Source organism: Rheinheimera sp. EpRS3, from assembly GCF_001513785.1.
Taxonomy (GTDB): domain Bacteria; phylum Pseudomonadota; class Gammaproteobacteria; order Enterobacterales; family Alteromonadaceae; genus Alishewanella.
The window spans coordinates 84698-110537 of the sequence record NZ_LNQS01000011.1 but is presented as its reverse complement, the minus strand read 5'-3'; the positions used below and the strand labels follow the sequence as shown (position 1 = coordinate 110537).

Genomic DNA, 25840 nt, shown 5'->3' with positions numbered 1-25840 from the left:
ATGATCCCACAGGAAATTATTAAAACAAAACGTAACGGTGGCAATTTAAGTCAGGCCGAGATTAAGCAGTTTGTCCGTGGTTTAACCGACGACAGTTTCAGCGAAGGCCAGGTAGCCGCACTGGCAATGGCGATTTATTTAAACGGTATGCAAACCGATGAGATTGTTGCGCTAACGCTGGCCATGCGCGACAGCGGTACGGTACTGAACTGGCAAGGTAAGTTAAACGGCCCGGTGGTAGATAAGCACAGCACCGGCGGTGTTGGTGACAAAGTCACCTTAATGCTGGCGCCGATGGTGGCCGCTTGCGGCGCTTATATGCCCAGTATTGCCGGCCGCGGCCTGGGCCATACCGGCGGCACGGTAGATAAACTGGAAACCATTCCCGGTTACAGTTGTACCCAACCGCTGGAAAAAATTCAGCAGTTATTGCCGCAACTGGGTTGCGTTATTGTCGGCCAGAGCAGCCAGCTGGCGCCGGCCGACCGGCGTTTATATGCTATTCGTGATGTTACTGCCACTGTGGAATCGATCCCGCTGATCACGGCGTCTATTTTGTCGAAGAAGCTATCTGAAGGTTTAGATGCGCTGGTAATGGACGTCAAAATCGGCAACGGTGCCATTATGCGCACCGTCGATGATGCCTCGGCGCTGGCCAGCAGTATTGTTAATGTGGCTAATGGTGCCGGGGTGCCAACACGGGCACTGCTGACAGATATGAACCAGATTTTAGGCAGTACAGCCGGCAATGCGCTGGAAGTGATGGAAACGCTGGATTATTTAACCGGCAAATACCGTGAGCCACGCTTGCATCAGGTTACGCTGGAACTGGGCGCTAATATGCTAATGCTGGGTGGGCTTTACAAGGACAAGGCCAGGGCGGTAGCGGCGCTGGAGCACAGCTTAAGCTCAGGCAAAGCAGCAGAGATTTTCGCTAAAATGGTGGCAGCGTTAGGCGGGCCCGCGGATCTGATTGAAAAACCACAACAGTATCTGGCCAGTGCGCCTGTAGTACAGGAGATTATTGCGCCACAAAGTGGTTACCTGAGTTACAACAATACTGTGGGCTTAGGTATGGCGGTAGTGCGTTTAGGTGGAGGCCGGTCGCACCCCAGCCAGCAAATTGACCCTGCAGTGGGTTTTAGCCATATTCTGCCAACAGGTAGCAAGGTACAGCAGGGCGATGTGATTGCCAAAGTGCATGCCGCCAGCGAAGATGCCGCCGCAGTAGCAGCAAATGAGTACCTTGCAGCATTGGATCTGGCAACGGCAGCAGAGCCGTATCCACTGGTGCACCATACTATTGGTTGAGTGAGTGGCTGATTGACGTTGTGCCCCATTATTGGCTACAGTTAAAGCAGTCAATTTCGGGGCGCATCCATGCTATTACGTTGTTTGCTTTTGCTGCTGGCCAGCAGTGCATACGCTAAGCCACAACTTACCTGGCTGCAAACCGACTGGCCGCCGCATCAGATTGTTAATGGCCCGTTTCAGGGCCAGGGCACCTTTGATTTACTACAACAACAGATTATGGCTGCGCTGCCGCAGTTTAGCCATGACACCCGTTTGGTCAGCCTGGCACGATTAGAGCAGATTTTTCAACAACCGGACGCGGCTAGCTGCGCGCTGGGAACTTTATATTCAGAAGAGCGTGCTCAAAGCCGGTTGTTCTCTACACCTATGGCAGTAGGGCCGGCGGTAGCGGTGGGCTATATTGCCGGCAAACTGACTACTCATCCTGCCATGCAGCCAGAGGGAGCTGATATCCGCGTGCTGGCGCTGGATAAAACTATCAGAGGGGCGTTTCAACCGAACCGGCTATATCCCGATGTCATTGCGCCGCTGCTGCATCACCCGGACAGTAATCTGAGCAGCCACGCCTTTACCAGTGAGATCAATGCTGCAGGCCTGCTGGCAGGTAACCGGGTGGACTATGTGGTGGAGTACCCTGAGCGGATGCAGTATTACAATCAGTTGTTGCCTGAAGCCGCAGCGTTGGAACACCGGGCGATAGTGGGGGCTAATGTTGCCAGTGTGTCTTATGTTACCTGTAGCCAGGATAGTATAGGGCAGGCAGCAATCGAGGCGATAGATCAGGTATTGCCAGTGTTGTGGCAAAGTACTGAGTATCTGCAAGCGATGCAGCGCTGGCTGGATAGCAGTGCCCAACGCCGGTTGAGCACTGATCTGCAGCAACTACAGCAGCAGACGTTAATGCAGCTTAAGCCGGGGCCGGACGATGCGGTTGATACGGGCCACTAAACTGATCACCAGCATTTTCAGCCAGCCGTGCAGCGCAACCTGATGCATACGATACAAAGAGATATACGCCAGCCGGGCAATACGGCCTTCTATCATCATGGCGCCACCGACTAAATTGCCCATTAGACTGCCGACAGTACCAAAACGGCTCAGTGAAATTAACGAGCCGTGGTCTTTATAATTAAAATCGCGCAGCGCTTTGCCATTTAATTCCGCCAGAATATTCGTCGCAACCAGGCTGGCCATCTGGTGTGCCGATTGCGCCCTTGGCGGTACCCATTTATTGTCGGGTAGTGGGTAACCGGCACAATCGCCAATGGCGTAAATGTGGCTATCCAGTGTGGTTTGCAGCTTGCTGTTTACCAGTAACTGATTAATGCGGTTATTTTCCAGGCCGTCGAGCTGATGTAAAAAGTCCGGCGCTTTAATACCGGCGGCCCACACCATCAGCTCAGCATCCAGATGTTCGTCGCCCAGCTGCAAACCATGGGCATCGGCAGCGGTAACTTTAGTGCTGGTGCGCACATGCACACCCAGCTTTTGCAGCTCTTTTAACGCTGCATTAGCAATTCGTTCCGGCAGCGCGGGCAAAATACGCGGCCCGGCCTCTATTACACTGATATTTAACCGGTCTTTACGTAAATCGGCAAAACCGTACAGGTTAAGCTCCGCGGCGGCATGATACAGCTCGGCAGCTAGCTCTACCCCGGTAGCACCGGCGCCCACTATAGCGATATTTAATTTATCTTTCGGATGGCCGGGTGAATTCAGCTTTAAATAGGCACCCAGCAAATGGCGCTGAAAACGCTGCGCCTGGGAAGGGCTGTCTAAAAAAATACAATGCTCAGCCACACCTGGCGTATTAAAGTGGTTAGACACACTACCAATGGCCAGTACCATATAGTCATAGGCCAGCTCACGCGCCGCCAGTACCTCTTCGCCATCATCGGCATATACCGGCGCTAAAGTAATGGTTTTTTGCTGCCGGTTCAGGCCGTAAAAGCTACCCAGCTGAAAATCAAAACCGTGGGTTGCGGCATGGGCCCGGTAACTAAGCTGATCAATTTCCACGTCCAGTGTGCCGGTGGCGACTTCATGCAGCAGCGGTTTCCAGATATGAGTTTGGTTGTGGTCAATCAGGGTGATATGCGCTTTGCCTTTACGGCCAAGTTTATTGCCTAAGCGGGTTACCAGCTCAAGGCCGCCAGCCCCTCCGCCAATAACCACTATGCGCGGGCGTGTCATATGCTACTTCCTTCTGTGAAAAATAAAGCAGTACAACGTCTTGCCGTTAAACCACAGGCAAGAAAAAACCGGCACGAAGGCCGGTTTTGTCAGTTAACTTTTTTGCCGTTTCATGGCATCGAAGAACTCGTCGTTGGTTTTGGTCATCAACAGACGGTCTATCAAAAACTCCATACACTCGGTTTCATCCATCGGGTGCAGAATTTTGCGCAGGATCCACATTTTCTGCAGCTCTTCAGATGAAGCCAGCAGTTCTTCGCGGCGGGTGCCGGAGCGGTTAAATTCAATGGCCGGGAATACCCGACGCTCAGCAATTTTACGCGACAGGTGCAGTTCCATATTACCTGTACCTTTAAACTCTTCGTAAATCACTTCGTCCATCTTCGAACCGGTATCTACCAGCGCGGTAGCGATAATAGTTAAGCTGCCGCCTTCTTCAACATTACGTGCTGCACCAAAGAAACGCTTTGGTTTATGCAGGGCGTTGGCGTCAACACCACCGGTTAATACCTTGCCGGAGCTTGGGATCACGGTGTTATAAGCACGGGCTAAACGGGTAATAGAATCGAGCAGAATAATAACGTCTTTTTTGTGCTCAACCAGGCGTTTGGCTTTTTCGATCACCATTTCAGCCACCTGTACGTGGCGGCTGGCCGGTTCATCGAAGGTAGAGGCAATCACTTCGCCTTTTACCAAACGCTGCATTTCGGTTACTTCTTCCGGCCGCTCGTCAATCAGCAGTACCATTAACACGCAATCCGGATGGTTAGCGGCAATAGACTGGGCGATGTTCTGCAGCAAAATGGTTTTACCGGCTTTGGGTGGTGCCACGATTAAGCCGCGCTGGCCTTTACCGATAGGCGAAGCTAAATCCAGTACCCGGGCGGTGATATCTTCACGGCTGCCGTTACCACGTTCCATGCGCAAACGTGAGTTAGCATGCAGCGGGGTTAAGTTTTCAAACAGAATTTTGTTACGTGCCTGCTCCGGGCGGCCGAAGTTAACTTCGTTTACCTTTAACAGTGCAAAGTAACGCTCGCCTTCTTTGGGCGGGCGGATTAAACCGGAAATACTGTCGCCGGTGCGCAGGTTAAAGCGGCGGATTTGGCTGGGCGAAACGTAAATATCGTCTGGGCCGGCTAAGTAAGAGCTGTCGCTGGAGCGCAGAAAACCGAAACCGTCCTGCAGGATTTCCAGACAACCATCACCGAAAATTTCTTCGCCGTTCTTGGCGTGGGATTTTAAAATGGCGAAAATAATGTCCTGTTTGCGCAGGCGGGCCATATTTTCCTGGCCCATAGACTCAGCCAATTCAACCAGCTCGCTAATTGGCTTCAGTTTCAGTTCTGTTAAATGCATATTGATTGGGTTTCTTGTTGATATATAAACAGGGTAATGCTTATCGGTTCGATAAAATAAGGTTTGGAAGTGGTTTTTTCGACAGACAAGCGTGGTTTAGAACGTTTAATTGGCTACACAATAGCAGTTGGCTACTGGTGCGTCCAGCGTTGAAACAGAAAAAGGCGTATAAAAATACGCCTTTTTTCAATTTATTCAGATGTTACCGTCAAGAAACTCTTTCAACTGAGTTTTCGACAGTGCACCCACCTTAGTTGCAGCAACCTGACCATTTTTAAATAACAGCAGGGTAGGGATACCACGAATACCGAATTTTGGCGGCGTGTTGGGGTTGTGGTCAATATTCACTTTGGCCACTGTTACTTTACCGGCATATTCTTTTGCCACGTCTTCCAGAATAGGAGCGATCATTTTACATGGACCACACCATTCCGCCCAAAAGTCGACTAAAACCGGTGCATCAGCTTTTAGCACGTCGGTTTCAAAACTATCGTCAGAAACCTGTAAAATATTTTCGCTCATTTATGTCTCCGCTAGTACGATGCAGCCCGGCTGCAAAAAAGTGTTATCAATTTAAACGTGGCTGTTCCTTATTGCAAGCGTAACGGTTATGCTTAGCGCCGTATGAATAAAACACACTTAACTTCGCATAAATTCGCCGATTTCGCATTGGCGCCACAGGTTCTTGACGCGTTAACCGCGCAAGGTTACGGCTATTGTACGCCCATTCAGGCCCAATGTTTACCACTGGCTCTTGCTGGTAAAGATATTGCCGGCCAGGCCCAAACGGGCACGGGTAAAACATTGGCGTTCTTAACCGCTACTTTCCACCATTTACTTACCCATGAGCCCAAAGGTTCTGGTCAGCCGCGCGCCATTATTATGGCTCCTACGCGTGAGCTGGCGGTACAGATCCATCAGGACGCAAAAATACTGGCTGATAAAGCCGGTTTACGTCTTGGCTTAATTTATGGGGGCGAGGGGTACGATACTCAACGCCAGCTGTTGGAAAATGGCGTAGATATTTTAATTGGTACCACAGGCCGCTTAATAGATTACTTAAAGCAAGGCTTGTACGACTTATCACAAATTCAGGTAGTGGTGCTGGACGAAGCTGATCGCATGTTCGATTTGGGCTTTATTAAAGACATCCGCTTTATGTTTAACCGTATGCCGCCGGCGACAGAGCGTTTGAGCTTGTTGTTCTCAGCTACCTTGTCTTATAAGGTACAGGAACTGGCGTTTGAGAAAATGAATCAGCCGGTGCATATCCATGTTGCGCCGGAAGAAATGACCGGTAGCCGTATCAGCGAAGAGCTGTTTTATCCGTCAGACGAACATAAACTGCCATTGCTGTTAACACTGATGGAAGAAGAGTGGCCGGATAAAGCCATTGTATTTGCTAACACCAAACACTGGTGTGAAGAAGTACACGCCTGGCTGGAGGCTGATGGCCATCGCGTTGGGTTGCTCACCGGTGATGTGATCCAGAAAAAACGCCTGCGCATTTTAGAGGACTTCACCAGCGGTAAGCTGGATATTCTGGTTGCCACCGACGTTGCGGCGCGAGGCCTGCATATTCCTAAAGTAAGCCATGTATTTAATTATGACTTACCGGATGACTGCGAAGACTACGTGCACCGGATTGGCCGTACCGGCCGGGCCGGTGAAAGCGGTAAAGCCATTAGCTTTGCCTGCGAGCGTTATGCGCTTAACCTGACAGCCATTGAAGACTATATTCGTCATGTGGTTCCGGTAAGCCAATACGATGCCAGCGCCCTGCTGGATGATATTAAAACGCCGAAGCCGCGGGTTCGCCGCCGCGCCGGTCAGGCCAGAACCGGCAGCCGCAGTGGCCCGGGCGGACGTAGCAGTAATGGCGCAAGAGCTCCTCGCAACCGTCCTCGTTAATCCGGCGCTGTCTGCCGACCAATCACCGCATCAGGATATCTATGCGGTGATTGATCTTGGCTCAAACAGTTTCCATATGCTGATGGTCAAGGTTGTTGGTGGCTCAGTGCAGGTTATAGGCCGGGTAAAACGCAAAGTACGCCTGGCCGCCGGTTTAAATGAAAATCTGGTACTTAGCCGCAAAGCGATGAAACGCGGCTGGGAATGTTTAGCTTTATTTGCTGAACGGTTGCAGGATATACCGCCACAAAATATCCGTATTGTCGGCACCGCTACGCTGCGGTTGGCAAAAAATGTTAAAACCTTTCTTAAAGAAGCTGAGGCCATTTTAGGCCAGAAAGTGACGGTTATCAGCGGTGAAGATGAAGCCCGCATTATTTATCTGGGCGTAGCCCATACCTCAAACAGTGACAGCAACCGGCTGGTGATCGACATTGGCGGCGCCAGCACCGAAGTAGTGATTGGTGCCGGTTTTACTCCGCAGCTGTTGTCCAGCCTGAATATGGGTTGCGTCACTTATCTGGAACGCTATTTTAGCGACGATGAGCTTAGTGAAGATAATTTTAGCCAGGCTATCGCTGCGGCAGAACAAGAGGCGGTATCTATTGCCGAGCAATACCGGCAAACCGGCTGGCAGTTGGCAGTAGGTGCGTCTGGTACTGTGCAGGCGATGCAGGAAATACTGGTTGCTCAGGGCAAAGATGAAGTGATCACACTAAGCCGGTTGGAAGATATTATGCAGCAGGCACTGGCGTGTGGCCGTATGGAGCAACTGACCATTGTTGGCCTGGCGCAAGAGCGTAAGCAGGTATTCCCGTCTGGTCTGGCTATTTTAATAGCATTGTTTCGCAAGCTTCACATCAATGGTATGACATTGTCCGGCGGCGCGCTGCGTGAGGGCGTGTTGTACAGCATGTTGCCGCAACTGCAACATACTGACGTGCGTAATCGCACCGTGGCCAGTTTGATGGTGCGCTATTTTATTGACCAGCGTCATGCCGAACGGGTTGCCGAAATGGCCTGTGAGCTTGCCAATCAGTTACAAAGCCGCTGGGATTTGCAGAAGTTTGAAGGCCACAGCATGCTCAGAAGTGGCGCTTTGCTGCATGAGCTGGGTTTGCTGATTGAATATAAAAATCACCATCATCATGGTGCTTATATTATTAACCATTCCGATTTGCCCGGTTTCACCCGGGCCCAGCAGCAATTGGTGATGGCGCTGGTGCATAATCATCGGGCTGATATCAGCCGCGAAATTATCGCCCGCCAAACCATGACATCAGTGCTGTTAACGGTACGTTTAACACGTATTTTGCGTTTGGCGGTGATTTTATCTATGCGTCGCCGGCATGAGGTATTGCCGCAGGTAAATATCAGCAGTAAAGGCGAGCAATTAACGTTGAACATGCCGGAAGGTTGGCTGGATCAGCATCCGCTAATGCGCGCAGAGCTGGAGCAGGAAGTGCAGTATCAGCAACAAACCGGCTGGGAACTGATTATCAAGTAAAAACTGCTAGCTGTTAATCGGGTAAATATTACCGCAAAGTGTGTAATTTTTGCCCAACAGCCAGCTACCAATTAGCAATGGCAGCGGGCTGTTAGCAAGTACCGGCATATCTGTATATACCCCTTTTACCAACCTGCAGAGGTTACTACTGTATTATGCCGCAAGCGATCGGGCTACCACTGCTGCCTGAAGGCGCGGAGGTGTAATCGTCAGCTTGCTGATGCACAACCAATGACCGGTTTTTCAAGTCATCCAACTTCATCCGCCCGGCTGTTACTTCCTGTTGGTTACCATTGCTATCAACACGGATCATCGGCAAGTCACCAAGGTGACCTTGTCCGTCCGAGCCCGCATGCTGATTGGTATCCGCCGGATCCAGATGGCTGCCAGCACTGGCCGCAGCCTGGCGTTCGCCATCTTTCATTGCCGGTTCGCAGTTGGGGTTCTGATGTACGTGAAAACCATGCTCTCCCGCCTGAAGGCCCTGCAACTCGGGTTTAAATACCAAGCCGTCTGCTGTTTCAGTAATGATGATGGTGCCTGTACTGTCACCCACACCCTCTGCAGTGACTTTATTCATCCGCACTTTAATGCTGTTGCCGGCAGCTTGCTCGTCAGCTTTCCCGGGCATAGGTGCCGGTGTGGTAACACTACCTGGTGCAGACGGTGGGTTAGGATCAGGGTTGCAGCCTAATAACAGGCCTGCAGCGAGTAACGGCAAGGGCAATATCCGCAGTTTCATAATAACCTCCTTCAAGATTGAGTAAGCAATAAGAGTCGCACTGATTGAGTTTGCAAGTTCGGCGCCAACCTAAGTGTTAAGAAAAATGGCATGAGCTTTGCGTTCAGACTAAAACAGCAAACTATGCAGACAGCAGGAGATATTTTATGCCTTATAACAATCACCGCGAATTGCCAGAGACCGTAAGAGACACTTTACCTGCCCATGCCCAGGACATTTACCAGGAGGCGTTTAACAGTGCCTGGGATGAATATGCCGATCCGGATAAACGCCGCGGCGATGACAGCCGGGAAGAGGTTGCGCATAAAGTAGCCTGGGCTGCGGTGAAACATAGCTACGAGAAGAATGAGGCGGGGAAATGGGTGAAAAAGTAACTAGCATTTAACGGAGCCCCGATGCCTTATCTTAATGTTGGTGATGGCCACCAGTTGTATTTTGAGTTGCAGGGAAACCCTGCAGCAGACATCCCGTTATTGTTTGTCCACGGCGGGCCCGGTGCCGGTGTCAGGGCCGATAACAAACAGCTGTTTGCCAAGCTGCAGCGCCCGGTAATCTATTATGATCAGCGAGGTTGCGGTAACAGCACGTTTGAAAACCGGTTAACCGCTAATACGACTGAGCATTTAATTGCTGACATAGAACTGCTACGTCGTACTCTGGAAGTTGAACAGTTAATACTGGCGGGGGGCAGTTGGGGTAGTACTTTAAGCTTACTGTATGGCATTCGTTATCCACAGCATGTGGCAAGCATGGTGCTGTGGGGTATTTTTTTATGCCGGCAACAAGAACTGGATTGGTTCTATTTATACGGCGCCAATCAGATATATCCGGAAGAGTATCAGCGCTTTATTCAGCAGGTCGATTATGCAGCCGACCCGGTTACCGCCTATTTTGAAAAGTTATCAACAGCCAACCAACCACAGCGTAATGCAGCCGCTATCAGTTGGGCCAGGTGGGAAGCAGTAAATTCTTTTCTGGCACCAGACGAGGCCAAAATAGCGCTGTTTAGCGCCCCAGACAGTTGCCTGCAGATGGCTTTACTTGAGAGCTATTATTTTAAGCAGCAGGCATTTTTGCCACCGGACTATATTTTACGTAACAGCGCCCGTTTGCAGGCTATACCTGTTGATATTGTGCAGGGCCGTTACGATACCATTTGTCCTTGTGGTACTGCCTGGCAGTTGTCAAACCAGCTGGCGCGGGCTCAACTGCATATTTTACCACTTGCGGCACATGATGCTACCGAGCCAGAAAATTTCTGCAGCCTACGCGCGCTGTTGTTGGATCTGGAGTCTGCGATAGCCGACTGACTGCATTAGGTTCATCAGGCGTACAGCTTAGCAAGCTATACCTGTTAATAAATAGTAAGCAAAGATGCAGCAAAATAACCTTAGGAAATAAACCATAGTGACATCAGGTACTGTAAAAAACGGTAAAACGGCAAAGAGCCCATCAAAACCACACAGCAAAATGTCGGCGATATTGGGTGTTATTGGCAGCTTATTATTTGTCGCTGTCGTGCTGATATTGCTGGTGCATTTTGGTGTGCATAAAGAGGTGCTGCATCTGCTGGAGTGGTTTAAGCAACAAGGCGCCTGGGCGCCGGTGCTGTTTATGTTAATTATGGCAGCGGTAGTGGTGTTGCTGCTGCCGGGGGCATTATTTACCGTGGGGGCCGGCTTTGTTTTCGGCGTGGTGGCGGGCTCGGTTTATGTATTACTGGGTACCACCTTTGGCGCCGTGTTAGCGTTTTTGATTGCACGCTACTGTTTTGGCCAGCGTGCCAGAGAATTTGTTATGGCGCGGGCAAAGCTAAAGTTGGTAAACGACGAGCTGACGCCAAATGGCTGGAAGATAGTGCTGCTAACCCGGCTGATCCCGTTTTTCCCCGGTAAAATTTCTAATTACTTTTTTGGTTTAACTCAGTTCTCGCTACGGGGATATATCGGTGGCTCGTTGCTGGGTTTTATTCCGTTTACTGTGCACAACGTGTATCTGGGGTCGTTAATTGCTGACATTTCCAGCTTTGATTTTACCTCACGCGAGCGTTCAATGTGGGAGTGGGGCTTGTATGCCGGCGGCCTGTTGGCGGCTATTGCAGTGATTATTTATCTTAACCGTCTGGCCAGCCGGGCGCTGGCGCAATATACCGAACAAGACACACAAAAGGAGCCTGACTGATGACCTGGTTAAAATGGCTACCGTGGCGTTATGTGGTGCGCTATGTTGCACATAAACATGGTTTTATTGATCCTATTGCCTTACTGGCGCGGCTGCATAACTTTGCCCAGCCATCAGAAGTGGGCGAACCGATTGAGCTGCTACGTGCAGGAGTGGTGTTTCATGCCCGTGGTCTGATTAACAGCCGGGTGATCCAGCATAATCTGGATTGGGTATGGCCATACTGGATTGAACGGCAATTTGACCCTTACGATGCGTCGTTTATCCCGCGGGCTTTTTCCATTACCCATATTAACCTGACCCATCGTAACTGGACGGCAATAGGTTTGCCGGACTGCCCTGAGTTACCTATTGTTGACCCCAGAGGGCTGCTGACGCCGTTTCTGGATGGCTGGTCTCTGGATGCCTGGATTATGCCGCAGCAGGGTGAGTATTTGTTGCCGTCCAGAGCGGTGCAGTGTCAGCAAGAATTGCGAATGGCTGGCGATGTCAGTATCAGTACAGAAACTGTGCTGCATGATATGGCGCTGGTCACTCAGGCATCTGTCGAGCTTGAGGATGGCATAGCGGTATGTAAACTGCGGTTGCGGGCAAAGTCGGCCCAGCAGGGCTATCTGGTGCTGGCGCTGCGGCCGCAAAACCCGGAAGGCATCAGCTTTATTCACCGTGTAAGGTTAAACTCAGACCGAACGGCCTGGCAGGTTGATGATAATAAGCGGGTAGAGTTCAGCCGCAAGGCTGAGCGGCATCATGTTTCCACCTATCGCCAGGGTGATGTTTACATTCATCTGAACGATGCGCAGGAGCAGACCGATGGCGTCTGTGACGTCGGTATGGTCACTGCTGCAGCGTTGTTTGCGTTGCCAGCTGACGAATGGCAGGAACTGGAAGTGTCTGTGCCGTTAACAACAGAACGTAACGAGCAGCTGCAAACAGACGCCTGGCGGCAGGAGCAGCAGAAAACCTGCAAGCTGACCTGCCCGGATGCACACTATCAGTTTTTATATGACGCGGCTGTCACATCGCTAATTTTGCACTCGCCGGAAGATGTTTATCCTGGTCCTTATACCTACAAACGGTTCTGGTTTCGTGATGCGGCTTTTATTATTCACGCCTTACTATGCGCCGGCCTGACTGAACGTGCCGAGCGGGCGCTGAATCAGTTCCCACCGCGCCAGACATTACTGGGCTATTTCCGCTCGCAGGAAGGCGAATGGGATGCCAACGGTGAAGTGTTGTGGATCCTCAAGCGCTATTTTGATATGACCGGCCGCAAAATGCCCGCCGACTGGCATGGTCCGGTGCAAAGCGGCGCGCGCTGGATAATCCGTAAACGCTTGTCGGATAACCTTGATGCACCTCATGCCGGCTTACTACCGCCGGGTTTTAGTGCCGAACACCTTGGACCAAACGATTATTACTACTGGGATGATTTTTGGGGTGTAGCTGGTTTACAGGCGGCTTCAGCCTTGTTTGGCGATACAGATCTGAAGCAACAACACGAGTTTGCTCAGGCCGCCGCCAGCTTTAGTAAAGCGATAGATAAAAGCCTGGCCCATTGCGCAACACGCTTAAAGCGTCCCGGCATGCCGGCATCGCCTTACCGGCGGCTGGATGCCGGAGCCATTGGTTCATTGGCTGCGGGCTATCCGGCACAGTTATTGGCGCCTGACGATCCCCGTCTGCTGGATACGGTCGAATTTTTGTTGCAGCGCTGCTTTGTTAAAGATGCCTTTTATCAGGACATGATTCACTCGGGGCTAAATGCCTACTTAACCCTGCATGTCGCGCAGGTTTTGTTGCGGGCGAAAGACCCGCGTTATCTGACGTTAATGGATGCGGTAGCTGCACTGGCGTCACCTACCGGGCAGTGGCCTGAGGCTATTCACCCGGCTACCGGAGGCGGTTGTATGGGGGATGGCCACCATGTATGGGCGGCTGCCGAGTGGTTACTGATGATACGTAACTGTTTTGTCCGTGAAGAAGGCCAGCATCTGATGTTATGCAGTGGTGTACCCCAGCGCTGGCTGGCTCCGGGGACGCCCGTCTACTTTGGCCCGGCCCCCACCAGTTTTGGCAGTATTAGTATAGAGATCACTGTCTGCGCTGAAGAGGGTGTTGTAGTGAAATGGCAAGCTGATTGGTATAACGGCAGTGTACCTGCAATGGAAATAGCCTTGCCCGGGTATCAGACAGAAACAGCGCAGGCTGTGGCCGGCTCTGTGACGCTAAGTAAACAGGAGTCGTAACAAATGAATATTGCGATATTCACCAATACTTTTACCCCGCATGTTGGTGGGGTGGCGCGCTCAGTTGAAGCCTTTGTGGCAGAGTATCGCCAGTTGGGGCACAAGGTGTTGGTCGTTGCGCCGGAATTTGCTGATATGCCCGAAGATGAAACAGATGTAGTGCGTATTGCCGCAATCCAGAATTTCAATGCCAGCGATTTTTCTGTCGCCCTGCCAATCCATGATCAGCTCAGTGAAATACTGGATGCGTTTGCGCCAGATATTATTCATTCGCAGCATCCGTTTCTGCTGGGCATGACAGCGCTGCGCACTGCCCGTTACCGCAAGTTGCCGCTGGTGTTTACCCACCACACTTTGTATGAGCAGTATACTCACTATATACCCGGGGATTCTGCCACCATGCAACGCTTTGCCGTTGAGCTGGCAACCCGCTATGCCAATTTATGCGATCAGATTATTGCACCCAGCCAGAGCATTGCTGAGATGTTGCAGCAGCGCGGCGTGACTACACCTGTTACTGTGATCCCTACCGGTGTTTGTACCGGGCGGTTTGCTCAAGGTAACGGCGATGCAGTGCGACAGCAACTGGAGATCCCCACCGACGCTGTTGTTATCGGCCATCTGGGACGGTTAGCACCAGAGAAAAACCTTGAGTTTCTGGCACATGCGGTAGCAAATGTTGCCGTTGAATGCGCGCCAGTGCATTTTCTGGTGGTGGGCGCCGGCCCGTCTGAAGCGGCAATCCGGCAGGTGTTTGCGCAGGCCGGCATTAGCGACAAGCTGCATATGACAGGTATTTTACAGCAACAACAGTTAACTGATGCATTGCACGCCATGAACATATTTGCTTTTGCTTCAGGCAGTGAAACGCAGGGCATAGTGCTGGCCGAGGCTATGGCCGCTGGCTTGCCAGTGGTGGCATTAGATGCACCCGGTGTGCGCGAAGTGGTAAAAGACGGTGAAAATGGTTTGCTGTTGTATGATAAAACTACCGCTGCATTCAGTGCGGCGCTGCGCCGGTTAGTTGAAGCGCCGGTACAGCAGCTGGCAGAGCTGCAGCAAGGCGCCCGAGATACAGCTGACGCTTTTTCCATGGCATGTTCGGCAGATAAAGCGCTGCAGTGTTTTAGTGCTTTGCTGGACAATCAGCCCACTGCGGTCAGAACGGAGCGCGACTGGGAAGATGCTCTGGAATGGGTTAAAGCAGAGTGGGACATTTTGCGTAGCGTTGCAGTGGCAGGCACTACTGCCGTTGGCAGCACCCTGTTTGCTGACAGCAAAGAGTAAAGCACTGCTGTAAACATGATAACCAGCTGATAAAACTGGAGGTTTATGCTTAGTCGTATCGAAGTTTGGTTCCGTTGGGCGCGGCGCAGCCTGAGCCGCAGCCATTGGCTGGCAAGGTTGCTGCAGTTGCCTGTTTCAACCGGCTCAGGGGTACGGCCTGGGCTTGTTATGTTGCAAATAGACGGATTGTCGCAGCCAGAACTGCAACGCGCTTTAGCTCGCGGCGAAATGCCATTTTTACGCCGTTTGCTAAAAAAAGAGCATTACACCTTACATGCGCATTATTCCGGCTTACCGGCTACCACACCAGCGGTGCAGGCCGAGCTGTTCTATGGTGTTAAAACTGCTGTACCGGCGTTCTCATTTTGTGATCACCGTTCTGGCCATATCGTAAAAATGTTACAACCTGACACCGCTGCTCAGGTGGAAGAGCAGCTCACGCAAAAAAGCGACGCGGCATTGCTCAAAGATGGCAGCGCTTATTCAAATATCTATACCGGAGGTGCGGCCGAGTCGCACTTTTGTGCTTCTGCTTTGGGCTGGGGTCCGGCACTGCGCAGTGCAAACCCTTTGGTGCTGGCGGTACTGATCATTACCAACTTATACAGTGTACTGCGGATTATTGGCCTGTTTTTTCTTGAACTGGGGCTGGCATTGGTCGACTTTATCCGCGGGTTAATCAAAGGGCATGAATTTCTCAGTGAGCTTAAATTCGTACCCACCCGGGTGGCTATTTCTATAGTGTTACGTGAGCTCTGTGTTATTGGCGGTAAAATTGACCTCAGCCGTGGCATGCCGGTGGTACATATCAACTTTCTGGGCTATGACGAACAATCACACCGGCGCGGCCCGTCTTCTTTGTTTGCGCACTGGACACTAAAGGGCATAGACGACAGCATTGCCAGATTATGGCGGGCGGCCAACCGTTCGCAGTGGCGCAGATATGAAGTATGGATCTACTCCGATCATGGTCAGGCAAAAGTGAAGCCATATCATCAGTTGCGGGGCTATTCATTAGAGCAGGCAGTCGAGCAAAGCTTTGACAAGTTACATACGCAGCCTGTCAGGCCCCGGGTGCAGATGGCTGACAGTATTCAAACCCAGCGGGTCAGATTGCTCGGCGGCAAAAAAGTGCAACGGTTATTTGCAGTGCGTGGCGGCAATGCTCACTTAGCTACCGGAAAATCAACCAGCGCTGGCACTGAAGCAGGTTCCGAAGCCAGCACCGAAGATCATGCAGCGGAGCCAGCTATTCAGATTGCCGCTCTTGGGCCGGTAGGGCATATTTATTTTCCCGCGCCGCTAACAGAGCAAGACTGCCATTTTATTGCCACTGAGCTGGCGGTAGAGCATAAGGTACCGGTGATCTTGCAACTTGAGGCGCCGGGCCGGCTGCGGGTGACAACAGATGAAGGTGATTTTTATCTGCCACAGGACAGTGCGCGTATATTCGGCGCTGAGCATCCGTTTCTGGACAGCCTCAGTGAGGATTTACTGCGGCTGTGCCAGCACAATGATGCCGGTGATCTGGTTGTAATGGGCTGGCGCAACGGTGTAACAGCGCAGTCGTTTGCCGATGAAAATGGCGCCCATGCCGGTGCCACGCCAGAGGAAACCAATGGTTTTGCCTTATTACCGGCTGATACGCCGTTAACGCCTGTTACTAAGGGCTATTTGCGACCTTGCGATTTGTATAATGCTGCCTTGCACTATCTTGGGCGTTCGCAGCAACCGCAGGTGGCCAGCCGCTTCGTAAGGCAGGAAGAACAGACAGAAACCTTGCGGGTAATGACATACAACGTGCACAGTTGTATTGGCCTGGACGGCAAGGTAGATATAGAGCGGGTGGCCAGAGTGATTGCGCAGGCTAATCCCGATGTGGTTGCGCTGCAGGAGTTGGATGTTGGGCGTGATCGCAGCCTGGGTTTAGATCAGGCTCAGCTTATTGCCCGTTATCTGGAAATGGAGTTTCATTTTCATCCGGCCATGCATATGGAGGAAGAGCGTTATGGCGATGCCATTTTAACTCATTTGCCGCTGAGGTTAATTAAGGCCGGGCCATTACCGGGGCTTGCTGACAAGCCGAAATTGGAGCCGCGAGGTGCGATCTGGGCAGCTGTAGAGTTTAATGGCCAGGAAGTACAGATTATTAATACCCATCTGGGGCTGCAGCCCCGCGAGCGGCTGGCGCAGATTGACTGTTTATTGGGCAAGGACTGGCTGGGCCACCCTGACTGTCGCGGACCGGTGGTATTGTGCGGTGATTTGAATGCGCAGCCTAACTCGCAAGTGTGTCGGCGTATTGCAGCTCAGCTGCAAGATTCGCAAACTGTGCTGGCGCAGCACCGGCCAGCAGGTACTTTCCCCAGCCGGTTTGCTGCATTACGTATTGATCATATTTTTGTGAGCCAGAATGTGGCGGTAACAGCCATTGCCATATCTGGCTCGCAATTGGCAAAGGTAGCGTCGGATCACTTACCCTTGCTGGCGCAGCTACGGCTGCCCGGCCGCGGTACAGCAGCTGATTAAGCCTGTTTTAGCCAAATGGCTGCTTTTTTGGCGAAATAGGTCAAAATGCCATCGGCGCCGGCACGTTTAAATGCCAGTAATGATTCCATAATAACCGGTTGCTCTGCCAGCCAGCCATTTTGAATGGCGGCCATATGCATGGCATATTCGCCACTGACCTGATAGGCAAATGTTGGCACGCCAAATTCATCTTTTACCCGGCGTACTATATCCAGGTATGGCATACCGGGTTTCACCATTACCATATCGGCGCCTTCTTCCAGATCCTGCGCCACTTCGTGTAAGGCTTCATTGCTGTTTGCCGGGTCCATCTGGTAGGTTTTTTTATTACCGCCTTTTAAATTACCGGCAGAGCCTACCGCATCACGAAACGGACCATAGTAGCTGGACGCATACTTGGCCGAATACGCCATAATGCGGGTGTTAACAAAGCCTGCGTCTTCCAGTGCTTCGCGAATAGCGCCAATGCGGCCGTCCATCATATCCGATGGCGCTATGACATCCGCACCGGCTTGTGCGTGCGACAATGCCTGTTTCACCAGTGCAGCAGTGGTAATATCATTCATGACATAGCCGTTGTCATCAATAATGCCGTCCTGGCCATGAGTGGTAAAAGGGTCCAGTGCGACATCAGTAATAATGCCAAGCTCAGGTACATGTTGCTTTAGCTGCCGCACCGCGCGTTGTGCTAACGCATCCGGGTTCCAGGCTTCTTCAGCCTGCAGTGACTTTTTATCTGCTGCGGTGACCGGAAACAGTGCAATCGCAGGAATACCCAGTTCGACCAGCTCTTTTGCTTCAGCCAGCAGCAGGTCCAGGCTAAGGCGCTCAATGCCTGGCATAGAGGCAATAGTCTCGCGTTTATTGTCACCTTCGATAATAAACATCGGATAAATTAAGTCATTCACTGTCAGCTGGTTTTCCGCCATTAAGCGGCGGCTAAAATCGTGTTCACGCATACGGCGTAACCGGCTGGCAGGGAAAAAACGGTTAGTATTCATGTAGCTCTCCTGTGCGCTCAGGGCTTATTGTACGCTGCCCTGGCGGATAACTTTGTACCTGATTTCTACCGTTGGCTTTAGCGCTGTATAAGGCTTTGTCGGCGAAATTTATATATTCGTCACAATCGCTTTGTGTACCCGGAATAGCGCTGTAACAACCTGCACTCAGGGTAACTGCCGGTTGCTGCGTGCTGCTATCCAACTGCTGGCGGATTTGCTCGGCTAAATCTGCTGCGCCATCCAGATCGGTGTTGGGCAGTATCAGGGCAAATTCTTCACCGCCGTAGCGGCATAGCTTATCGCCCGGGCGTTTTACCAATTGCTGAATTAAGCGGGCGACTGTTTTTATCACCTGATCACCGGCCAGATGGCCATGAGTGTCATTAACTTGTTTAAAGTAATCAATATCCAGCAATACCAGTGCAAGTGGACGTTGTTCGCGGCGGCTGCGTTTTAATTCTGCCTGCATTTGCCGGTTAAAGTAAGCGCGGTTAAATACACCTGAAAGGGCATCAGTTTCGGTTTGCTGCTGCAATAGCTGGTTTTTTTCTGCCAGCTCTTCCAGTGCAATTTGCAGCTCAAAACTGTGGCTGCGTAACTGGCTTTCCAGCTCTGCAGCGGTGCGTTGCCAGCGCATGAGCTTAATGGCTCCAAGTACGCCTGTGATACCAATGCCGGTTATCATGCCGATAAAAAAGTACGGTAATAGTTCAGGCATAAGCCGTGCTCAATGAGGGTTGAAAACCAAACAACAGCTGGCTGTTTTGCCATGTCAGCGTTGCCAGTTCATCCATGGTACGGTTAGTTAGCCGGGCTACCATTTGGGCAATAACCGGCAGGTAGGCGGGTTCGTTACGGCGGCTTTTGGGTTTAGGCTGCATAGTGCGGGGTAGCAAATAAGGTGCATCGGTTTCCAGTAACAGCCTGTCAGATGGAATATAGCGTAGCGCCTGTTGCAGTGCTTCACCGCGGCGTTCATCGCACACCCAGCCGGTAATGCCTATATAAAGCCCCAGATCCAGATAAGCCTTTAACTGCTGCACATCGCCGGTAAAACAATGCGTTACACCATGGCTGATCTGGTGCTCTTTTAGCATGGCAAGCTGAGTAGTAAAGGCATCGCGCTCATGCAGATAAACCGGCTTGCCACACTGCCGGGCCAGTTGTAACTGTTCAGCAAAAACGAGTTGTTGCTGGTCTCTGGGCGAAAAATCACGGTTAAAATCGAGACCACACTCACCGATAGAGATCACTTCAGCTTGTCTGCTTAATGCCTGCAACTGTATGAGCCAATCCGGCCTGACATTAGCTGCCTGATGTGGATGCACGCCAGCTGTACTGCAACAGCCGCGGTGTTGCTGGCAAAAAGCAATATTTTGTCTGCTCTCATCGATATCGCTGCCAATCAGCACTAATTGAGCTACGCCGGCCAGTGCGGCGCGCTCAACTACAGCAGCCCTGTCGCTATCGAACTGGCTGCTGAACAGATTGACACCGATATCACACCATTTAGACATGCTATTGCTCGCGTGTAACTCGAATGGCGCGATTGTTTTGATCGTTACCAAGAAGAAAAGACCCTAAAGCTCCGCGTCTTATATAGTGTTGCTCACCTTCGTTTATTCTGTAGTAATCATTGCCTCTTTGATGCCAAATCTGGCCATTATCAAACTCGACAATCAGTTCTTTACGCGGGCTGTAACGCACCTCTTTAACGCTCAGATAAATTTGGTCCGGTGCTTCTTCGTCTATTTTACGGTGCTCAATACCAAAGTCTGCTTCAGGTTGTTTTTTTACAGCGGTGTTAGCAACCGGCACTGCTGCAGTTGTTGCTGGCGATACAGCAGTATTACTTGGCGATGTAGTACTTGCTGTTACTGCCGAAATAGCGTCATAACAGGTTAAGCGACGTAAGGCGTTTTGTTCTGCACGGCAAAGCTCAAGCGCTTGATCTAATGGTATAGCCGCAACCGGTAGGCTGGTTACGGCAACTAAAGCAGCTAACATTAATTTCATTGTCAATCTTCCTGTTTTTCTTCTGTGTTTTCGGTAGTGGCTGGCTGATAAAAGCGGCTGAGTGCAAGGCCAAGCTCAAATAGTAACCACATAGGTACCGCCAGTAAGGTTTGTGACAGCACATCAGGCGGTGTTAGCAGCATACCTAAAATAAAGGCGCCAACAATAATGTATGGCCGCTTTTCTGCCAGCTCGGCACGTGTAGTAACACCGGTCCACACCATTAGCAAAATAGCGACCGGGATTTCAAACGATAAGCCAAAAGCAAAAAATAGCTTCAGTACAAAATCAAGGTAGTTACTGATATCGGTAGCTACTGTGACACCTTCAGGCGCAACGCTGGTAAAAAAACCGAAAATAATAGGAAATACAATATAGTACGCAAAGGCTATACCGCTATAAAACAGCAAAGTGCTACTCATCACCAGTGGAGCCATCAGCCGCTTTTCACGGCTATACAAAGCCGGTGCAATAAATTGCCATACTTGCAGCAGGATATAAGGAATGGCGACGCATATCGCAACAATAAAGGTTAATTTAAACGGTGCAAAAAAGGGGGCGGCAACATCGGTTGCAATCATGCTGCTATTTTCCGGCAACACCGCCATTAGCGGTTGGGCCAGTATGTGATATATCTCTTGCGCAAAAGCCGCCAAGCCAGCGAAGACAATTATTACCGCCACTACGCAGCGCAACAGGCGGTTGCGCAGCTCTATTAAATGTCCAAGCAAACTGTCGGGGCTGGCGTTAAAGCTCATGTTTATTATCTTTACTGCTGGTTATCGACGAAATAGGCGTGTTTACATCAGCCGCTGCTTGTTTTAACTCAGCCAGGGCAGCTTTTTCCTGCTCTGTCAGGTTAAGCAGACCCTTAGCTTCTGCATCCTTTAATTTCTGATGCAGCTCATGTGCGCGTAGATCATCGTTTAACTCTGCCTGCATTTGCTGGCCAAACTGCTTAATACTGCGCACTGTTTTCTGCACTGAGCGAATGGCACCGGGCAACCGCTCAGGCCCCAGCACCAGCAAGGCTACGATGCCAATAACAACCAGCTCCCAGAAGCCCATTTACACTTTGTCTTTAGTGTCGCTGGGCGCGCTAGCCGCATTTTTATCTGCGCTGCTACCTGCTTTACTTTGTTCGTTTAGCTGAGCAGGTTGCTCTGCAGTTTCATCATCAGATGGCGAGTCTTTAATTGAACTGCGAAACCCTTTTATTGCTGAACCCAAATCTGTGCCTATGCCGCGCAGCTTTTTGGTGCCAAACAGTAAAACAATGATGGCTAAAACAATAAGTAACTGCCAAATACTGATATTGCCGAACATGGTGTTTCCTCTGATTAATGCCGGACACTGGTTGTGTCTGGCGCAGTATATGTCGTTGTTATGACAAATCTGTTATCGCACTAATGCTTTAACGCCAAAGCCTGCACTTACTGCCAGCAGTAATACTGCCAAAGTGTGGCTGCCGATACTGAACACTATACTAGCACTGATCAGTGCTGCCGCTGCAAAGGTAGCAGCAACTATTTGTTGTCTGGTCTTTTGCTGTTGCCCGGCCAGTTGCTGCAGTTGTTGTAACAGTTGTCTTTGCTGCCTGGGGCCTTGTTCAAGATACTGATGCAGCAGATTTGGCATCTGCGGTAGCTTCTCTGCCCAAAACGGCAGGTTTTCTTTAACCTGACGCCATATAGCCGGTAAACCAACCTGCTGTTTAACCCAGTTTTCCAGAAACGGTTTCGCTGTTTTCCATAAATCCAGTTGCGGATACAACTGACGCCCCAAGCCTTCAATATACAACAGTGTTTTCTGTAATAACACCAGCTGCGGCTGAACTTGCATATCAAAACGTCTGGCAGTGCTGAAAAGGTTCAGCAGTACATGGCCAAAAGAGATTTCTGCCAGCGGTTTTTGAAAAATCGGTTCGCATACGGTACGAATGGCGCTCTCAAATTCTTCTACCTTGGTATGGGCCGGAACCCAGCCGGAGTCCACATGTAACTGGGCCACTTTCTTATAGTCGCGGTTAAAAAAGGCGACAAAGTTTTCTGCCAGATAGCGCTTATCTTCCGCATTTAAGGTGCCAACAATGCCGCAGTCAATGCCAATGTATTTCGGGTTTTCCGGGGTTTCCCGTGAGACAAAAATATTGCCCGGGTGCATATCGGCATGAAAGAAGCTATCGCGGAATACCTGAGTAAAAAATACTTCCACACCACGTTTGGCCAGTAATTCCATATCGGTATTTTGTGCCTGTAACGCAGCGATATCAGACACAGGTATGCCGTAGATCCGTTCCATCACCATCACATTAGCGCGGCTGTAATCGCTGTAGACGAAGGGAATATATAGCGAGTCCGAGCCTTCAAAATTACGCCGTAGCTGAATAGCGTTGGCGGCTTCACGCTGCAGGTCCAGTTCATCCAGAATGGTTTTACGGTATTCTGACACCACTTCGCGTGGTCGTAAGCGTTTACCATCGGGTAAGAAACGGGCCGCAGCATCAGCCAGCGTTTCCATCAGCGCTAAATCTGCCATAATCTGACGCTTGATATCCGGGCGGATCACTTTAATAACAACATCTGCCACAGTGCCATCGGCCTGCAGTAATTGTGCGGTATGCACCTGGGCAATTGAGGCGGACGCAAGCGGAGTTTGGTTAAAATCAACAAATAGCTGAGCAATATTGTCCAGCTCCAGCGCCTGTTCAATCAGTAGTTGTGCCTGGGCTCCGTCAAAAGGCGGTACTTTATCCTGCAGTTTAGCCAGTTCGTCTGCCAGTTGTGGTGGAAACAGATCACGGCGGGTAGAAAGCATCTGGCCGAATTTCACCCAGACCGGGCCCAGGCTTTGCAGCGCCAGCCGCAACCTTACACCAACCGGCTGATCCAGATGGCGGTTACGCAACCAGAACAAACTGCGGCGTAACATCCTCGCATACCAGGGTTGCCATTGTGCGGGGACCAGTTCATCCAGGCCGAACTGCAACAACGTTTTCTGGATTTGATAAAAACGGCTGATACGCACTATAACTCCTGGAGGGCTTGCAGTTGCTGCTGCATAACATCAGCTTTGGCTGCCAATTCGCTAACTGCGCTACTAAACTGCGCCATTTCGGCGGCCGTGGGTGTTAACTGCAGCTCATCCTGTGCCAGTTCAGTGCCAAGCTGCTGCAAAGCAGTAGTTTTATTGCTTAGATACTGGTGTATCTGCTGCATGCTGACGGCAATTTTATGTGCCGCGGCATCACCGACATAAGCAGACAGTGTTTGTTGCCAGTCTGGATCAAGTTGCTGGAAAAAATGACTGTATTGCTGCGCAACCTGAATATCGCCATCTATCTGCAGTGCATCGGCTTTTATCAGCCTGGTTAGCTGGCTGGGGTCGCGCAGCAGGCGCAGGCTGGCTAAATCGGTTGCAATGGCACAGTCTGTAGCTTCGTCATGCTGATTAAATAAAATGCCCCGAGTATTGGCGCTAAGTACCAACGTAACCGGCCATTCCCGCAGTCGGAACGACAACTGCTTACCGTGCAGCCGGCTAAGCCTGCCTGCGGCGTTCGGGTCCATAGCGATTAACCTGGCCATGGTTTTTTCTGCCACGGCACACAGCAGCTGGGGCAGTAAAGGCAACATCAGAATTTATAACCCCGGTGCAGTGCCACTATGCCGCCGGTTAGATTGTGGTAGCTGACTTCAGCAAAACCCGCATCCTGCATCATGCTTTTCAGCGTTTCCTGATCCGGGTGCATACGGATAGATTCAGCCAGATACTTGTAGCTTTCTTTATCGTTTGCGACCAACTGGCCAATAGTGGGCAGTAGTTTAAACGAGTACAGATCATACACTTTGCTTAGCCATTGCTGTTCTGGTTTGGAAAACTCCAGCACCAGCAAGCGGCCACCTGGCTTTAATACCCGAAACATAGAGCGTAGCGCTGCGTCTTTATCGGTCACGTTACGCAAGCCAAAACCAATGCTGATAATGTCAAAACTGTTGTCGGCAAAGGGCAGGGCTTCGGCATTGGCCTGCACATACTCAATATTGTTCACCAAACCCAGATCACGCAGTTTGTCGCGGCCAACATTAAGCATAGAGGCATTAATATCTGCCAGCACTACTTTACCGGCCGGCCCGACCCGTTTTGAAAACAACGCCGTGATATCACCGGTACCACCAGCCAGATCAAGCACCTGCTGGCCAGGGCGCACGCCGCTGCAGTCAATGGTAAACCGTTTCCATAAGCGGTGAATACCAAGCGACATTAAGTCATTCATCACATCATACTTGGCGGCTACCGAGTGAAACACATTCGCTACCATCGACACCTTCTGCTCGGCGGCAACAGTTTTATAGCCAAAGTGCGTAGTGTTAGGGTTGTGATCGGTCATGCTGCAGGCCTGTTGGCAAAGAAATGTGGCTAGTGTAAAAGATAAAGCCGCGCCAGCCAACTTATCTGTTGGCTTTTTAAAACCTAAGCGGGCAGTGCCAGCATGGTTTCACTGGCAACCTGATTACGGCCGCGTTGTTTGGCTAGCGTTAATACGTCGGTGGTGCGCGCCAGAAACTGATACCAGTTTTCGCTGTGCTGGTATAAGGATACACCCAGTGAAATAGTCACTTTGGGTAAGGCTTTTTTGCTGCGGGCGGAGACAAACCGCAGTTTTTCCACACCGCGCCGGACTTGTTCTGCAATTTCACTGGCACTGCGCAAATCGACATCAGGCAACAGGATCAGGAACTCTTCTCCGCCCGCGCGCACAGGTAAACCACTGCTTTGCACATAACTGCTGATTTTACGCGCTACTTTCGACAAAATAACGTCGCCAATAGCACTGCCATAATCCTGATTAAAGCGGCTGAAATGGTCCAGATCAATGGCAATAGCGGCTATGCGACGGCCTGGTTGCTCAGTAAACCATAACTCCAGTTGGTGCTGCATTGCAGAGCGGTTATATAAGCCGGTTAGTGGATCAAGCTGCCGTTGTAGTTTAAGTTGCTCTAGTTCATGCCGTAGCTGATGGCTTTGCTGGTTGGCTTGTTCCAACTGCTGCTGCAACTGATACTGGCTGGAGCGGAACTCCTGAGTTTGTTGGCGCAGTTGTTCAACCGTCGAAAGGATATTTTCGCCATTTTGCTGTTGCTGCTGCAATTGCAGTAAGCTGAAGTCCAGCTGTTGCAGATAATCGCCAACCTGTTCAGCGGCGAGATCGGTATAGCCGGTAAGGCGGCTGACAATGCCGGAAGCATCTTGCAGTAATTGTTCCTGCTGCGGATTCGCCGGCGTCAGATAGCGGCTGTATAAATCCGCCATAATAAAATCGTCAAACGGAGTTTTTGCACTCAGCTTATGCTCAATTGCAGTGCACAGCCCAGCGTGATGACCGCTGATATAGTCGTAGCACACGGCATAATTTACCGGATGAGCTGCAAGGCCGGCACGCTGTAAAAATACTTTTACCTGCGCGGCTTTCTCGCTGGCTTGTTCCAGTGAATCCTGATACTTCATAAGACCACGTATAACTCCGCTGACAGGCACCGGCTGGGGTTAC

At 50.9% G+C, this 25840-nt stretch carries 25 protein-coding genes; 10 read left to right on the top strand and 15 right to left on the bottom strand.

Features of this window, described 5'->3' with window-relative positions; all coding sequences use genetic code 11:
* Positions 1-1311 (top strand): thymidine phosphorylase, encoded by a 1311-nt coding sequence (deoA, locus tag AR688_RS18450; RefSeq protein WP_068237583.1) that lies wholly within the window; start codon positions 1-3, stop codon positions 1309-1311.
* 69 nt (positions 1312-1380) lie between these two features.
* Positions 1381-2262, top strand: coding sequence for a hypothetical protein (locus AR688_RS18445; protein WP_068237577.1), 882 nt, complete (start codon positions 1381-1383; stop codon positions 2260-2262).
* Here the strand turns inward: AR688_RS18445 and AR688_RS18440 are convergent.
* The 3 genes from AR688_RS18440 to trxA all read right to left on the bottom strand — a co-directional run bounded on the left by AR688_RS18440 (position 2212) and on the right by trxA (position 5388).
* A complete protein-coding gene (locus AR688_RS18440; RefSeq protein ID WP_068237574.1) occupies positions 2212-3507 on the bottom strand; it encodes an NAD(P)/FAD-dependent oxidoreductase in 1296 nt (431 codons plus the stop codon). The genes AR688_RS18445 and AR688_RS18440 overlap by 51 nt on opposite strands.
* A 93-nt stretch (positions 3508-3600) precedes the next feature.
* A complete protein-coding gene (gene rho / locus AR688_RS18435; protein ID WP_068237568.1) occupies positions 3601-4866 on the bottom strand; it encodes a transcription termination factor Rho in 1266 nt (421 codons plus the stop codon).
* Between the two features lie 195 nt (positions 4867-5061).
* Complete coding sequence (trxA, locus tag AR688_RS18430; protein WP_068237566.1) at positions 5062-5388, bottom strand: thioredoxin TrxA; 327 nt, start codon at positions 5386-5388, stop codon at positions 5062-5064.
* A gap of 102 nt (positions 5389-5490) precedes the next feature.
* On the opposite strand from trxA, the gene rhlB reads away from it, so the two are divergent.
* Complete coding sequence (rhlB, locus tag AR688_RS18425; RefSeq protein ID WP_068237562.1) at positions 5491-6777, top strand: ATP-dependent RNA helicase RhlB; 1287 nt, start codon at positions 5491-5493, stop codon at positions 6775-6777.
* On the top strand, positions 6743-8284 hold the full coding sequence (gppA, locus tag AR688_RS18420) for a guanosine-5'-triphosphate,3'-diphosphate diphosphatase (RefSeq protein ID WP_068237561.1): 1542 nt from the start codon (positions 6743-6745) through the stop codon (positions 8282-8284). Before rhlB ends, gppA begins: the two co-directional genes overlap by 35 nt.
* Positions 8285-8429: 145 nt before the next feature.
* Here gppA and AR688_RS18415 read toward each other — a convergent pair whose 3' ends face one another.
* Positions 8430-9026 carry a superoxide dismutase family protein gene (locus AR688_RS18415; protein WP_197412286.1) on the bottom strand — a complete coding sequence of 199 codons (597 nt, stop codon included), beginning with the start codon at positions 9024-9026 and terminating at the stop codon, positions 8430-8432.
* A 146-nt stretch (positions 9027-9172) separates the two neighbouring features.
* Between AR688_RS18415 and chaB the strand changes: the two genes are divergently transcribed.
* From chaB to AR688_RS20290, 6 genes are all read left to right on the top strand, one after another.
* Positions 9173-9400: a putative cation transport regulator ChaB gene (chaB, locus tag AR688_RS18410; protein ID WP_068237558.1), complete on the top strand. Its 228-nt coding sequence runs from the start codon at positions 9173-9175 to the stop codon at positions 9398-9400.
* Positions 9401-9421: 21 nt separating this feature from the next.
* Positions 9422-10336: a prolyl aminopeptidase gene (gene pip / locus AR688_RS18405; protein WP_068237557.1), complete on the top strand. Its 915-nt coding sequence runs from the start codon at positions 9422-9424 to the stop codon at positions 10334-10336.
* 97 nt (positions 10337-10433) lie between these two features.
* On the top strand, positions 10434-11207 hold the full coding sequence (locus AR688_RS18400) for a TVP38/TMEM64 family protein (protein ID WP_231732172.1): 774 nt from the start codon (positions 10434-10436) through the stop codon (positions 11205-11207).
* Positions 11207-13456: a hypothetical protein gene (locus AR688_RS18395; RefSeq protein WP_068237553.1), complete on the top strand. Its 2250-nt coding sequence runs from the start codon at positions 11207-11209 to the stop codon at positions 13454-13456. The genes AR688_RS18400 and AR688_RS18395 overlap by 1 nt, the downstream gene beginning before the upstream one ends.
* A 3-nt stretch (positions 13457-13459) precedes the next feature.
* Positions 13460-14743 carry a glycosyltransferase gene (locus AR688_RS18390; protein ID WP_068237550.1) on the top strand — a complete coding sequence of 428 codons (1284 nt, stop codon included), beginning with the start codon at positions 13460-13462 and terminating at the stop codon, positions 14741-14743.
* 45 nt (positions 14744-14788) lie between these two features.
* The gene (locus AR688_RS20290; RefSeq protein WP_156420353.1) at positions 14789-17272 is read left to right on the top strand and encodes an endonuclease/exonuclease/phosphatase family protein; all 2484 of its coding nucleotides are present in this window, start codon (positions 14789-14791) and stop codon (positions 17270-17272) included.
* Here AR688_RS20290 and hemB read toward each other — a convergent pair.
* From hemB to AR688_RS18330, 11 genes are all read right to left on the bottom strand, one after another.
* On the bottom strand, positions 17269-18273 hold the full coding sequence (gene hemB / locus AR688_RS18380; protein WP_068237547.1) for a porphobilinogen synthase: 1005 nt from the start codon (positions 18271-18273) through the stop codon (positions 17269-17271). The two genes, AR688_RS20290 and hemB, sit on opposite strands and share 4 nt — an antisense overlap.
* Positions 18263-18991 (bottom strand): GGDEF domain-containing protein, encoded by a 729-nt coding sequence (locus AR688_RS18375; RefSeq protein ID WP_068237543.1) that lies wholly within the window; start codon positions 18989-18991, stop codon positions 18263-18265. Before AR688_RS18375 ends, hemB begins: the two co-directional genes overlap by 11 nt.
* Positions 18984-19790, bottom strand: a complete 807-nt coding sequence (locus tag AR688_RS18370; protein ID WP_068237540.1) for a TatD family hydrolase — start codon at positions 19788-19790, stop codon at positions 18984-18986. The genes AR688_RS18375 and AR688_RS18370 overlap by 8 nt, the downstream gene beginning before the upstream one ends.
* Position 19791: 1 nt before the next feature.
* Positions 19792-20289, bottom strand: coding sequence for a hypothetical protein (locus AR688_RS18365; protein WP_068237538.1), 498 nt, complete (start codon positions 20287-20289; stop codon positions 19792-19794).
* A 2-nt stretch (positions 20290-20291) separates the two neighbouring features.
* Positions 20292-21047: a twin-arginine translocase subunit TatC gene (tatC, locus tag AR688_RS18360; RefSeq protein ID WP_068237536.1), complete on the bottom strand. Its 756-nt coding sequence runs from the start codon at positions 21045-21047 to the stop codon at positions 20292-20294.
* On the bottom strand, positions 21037-21357 hold the full coding sequence (gene tatB, locus AR688_RS18355) for a Sec-independent protein translocase protein TatB (RefSeq protein WP_068237533.1): 321 nt from the start codon (positions 21355-21357) through the stop codon (positions 21037-21039). Before tatB ends, tatC begins: the two co-directional genes overlap by 11 nt.
* The gene (gene tatA / locus AR688_RS18350; RefSeq protein ID WP_068237530.1) at positions 21358-21615 is read right to left on the bottom strand and encodes a twin-arginine translocase TatA/TatE family subunit; all 258 of its coding nucleotides are present in this window, start codon (positions 21613-21615) and stop codon (positions 21358-21360) included.
* Positions 21616-21687: 72 nt separating this feature from the next.
* Positions 21688-23316: a ubiquinone biosynthesis regulatory protein kinase UbiB gene (gene ubiB / locus AR688_RS18345; protein WP_068237527.1), complete on the bottom strand. Its 1629-nt coding sequence runs from the start codon at positions 23314-23316 to the stop codon at positions 21688-21690.
* Positions 23316-23924, bottom strand: a complete 609-nt coding sequence (locus AR688_RS18340) for a ubiquinone biosynthesis accessory factor UbiJ (protein ID WP_068237524.1) — start codon at positions 23922-23924, stop codon at positions 23316-23318. Before AR688_RS18340 ends, ubiB begins: the two co-directional genes overlap by 1 nt.
* Positions 23924-24679 carry a bifunctional demethylmenaquinone methyltransferase/2-methoxy-6-polyprenyl-1,4-benzoquinol methylase UbiE gene (gene ubiE, locus AR688_RS18335; RefSeq protein WP_068237521.1) on the bottom strand — a complete coding sequence of 252 codons (756 nt, stop codon included), beginning with the start codon at positions 24677-24679 and terminating at the stop codon, positions 23924-23926. The genes AR688_RS18340 and ubiE overlap by 1 nt, the downstream gene beginning before the upstream one ends.
* 83 nt (positions 24680-24762) lie before the next feature.
* Positions 24763-25797, bottom strand: coding sequence for a GGDEF domain-containing protein (locus AR688_RS18330; protein WP_068237520.1), 1035 nt, complete (start codon positions 25795-25797; stop codon positions 24763-24765).
* Positions 25798-25840: the final 43 nt, after the last annotated feature.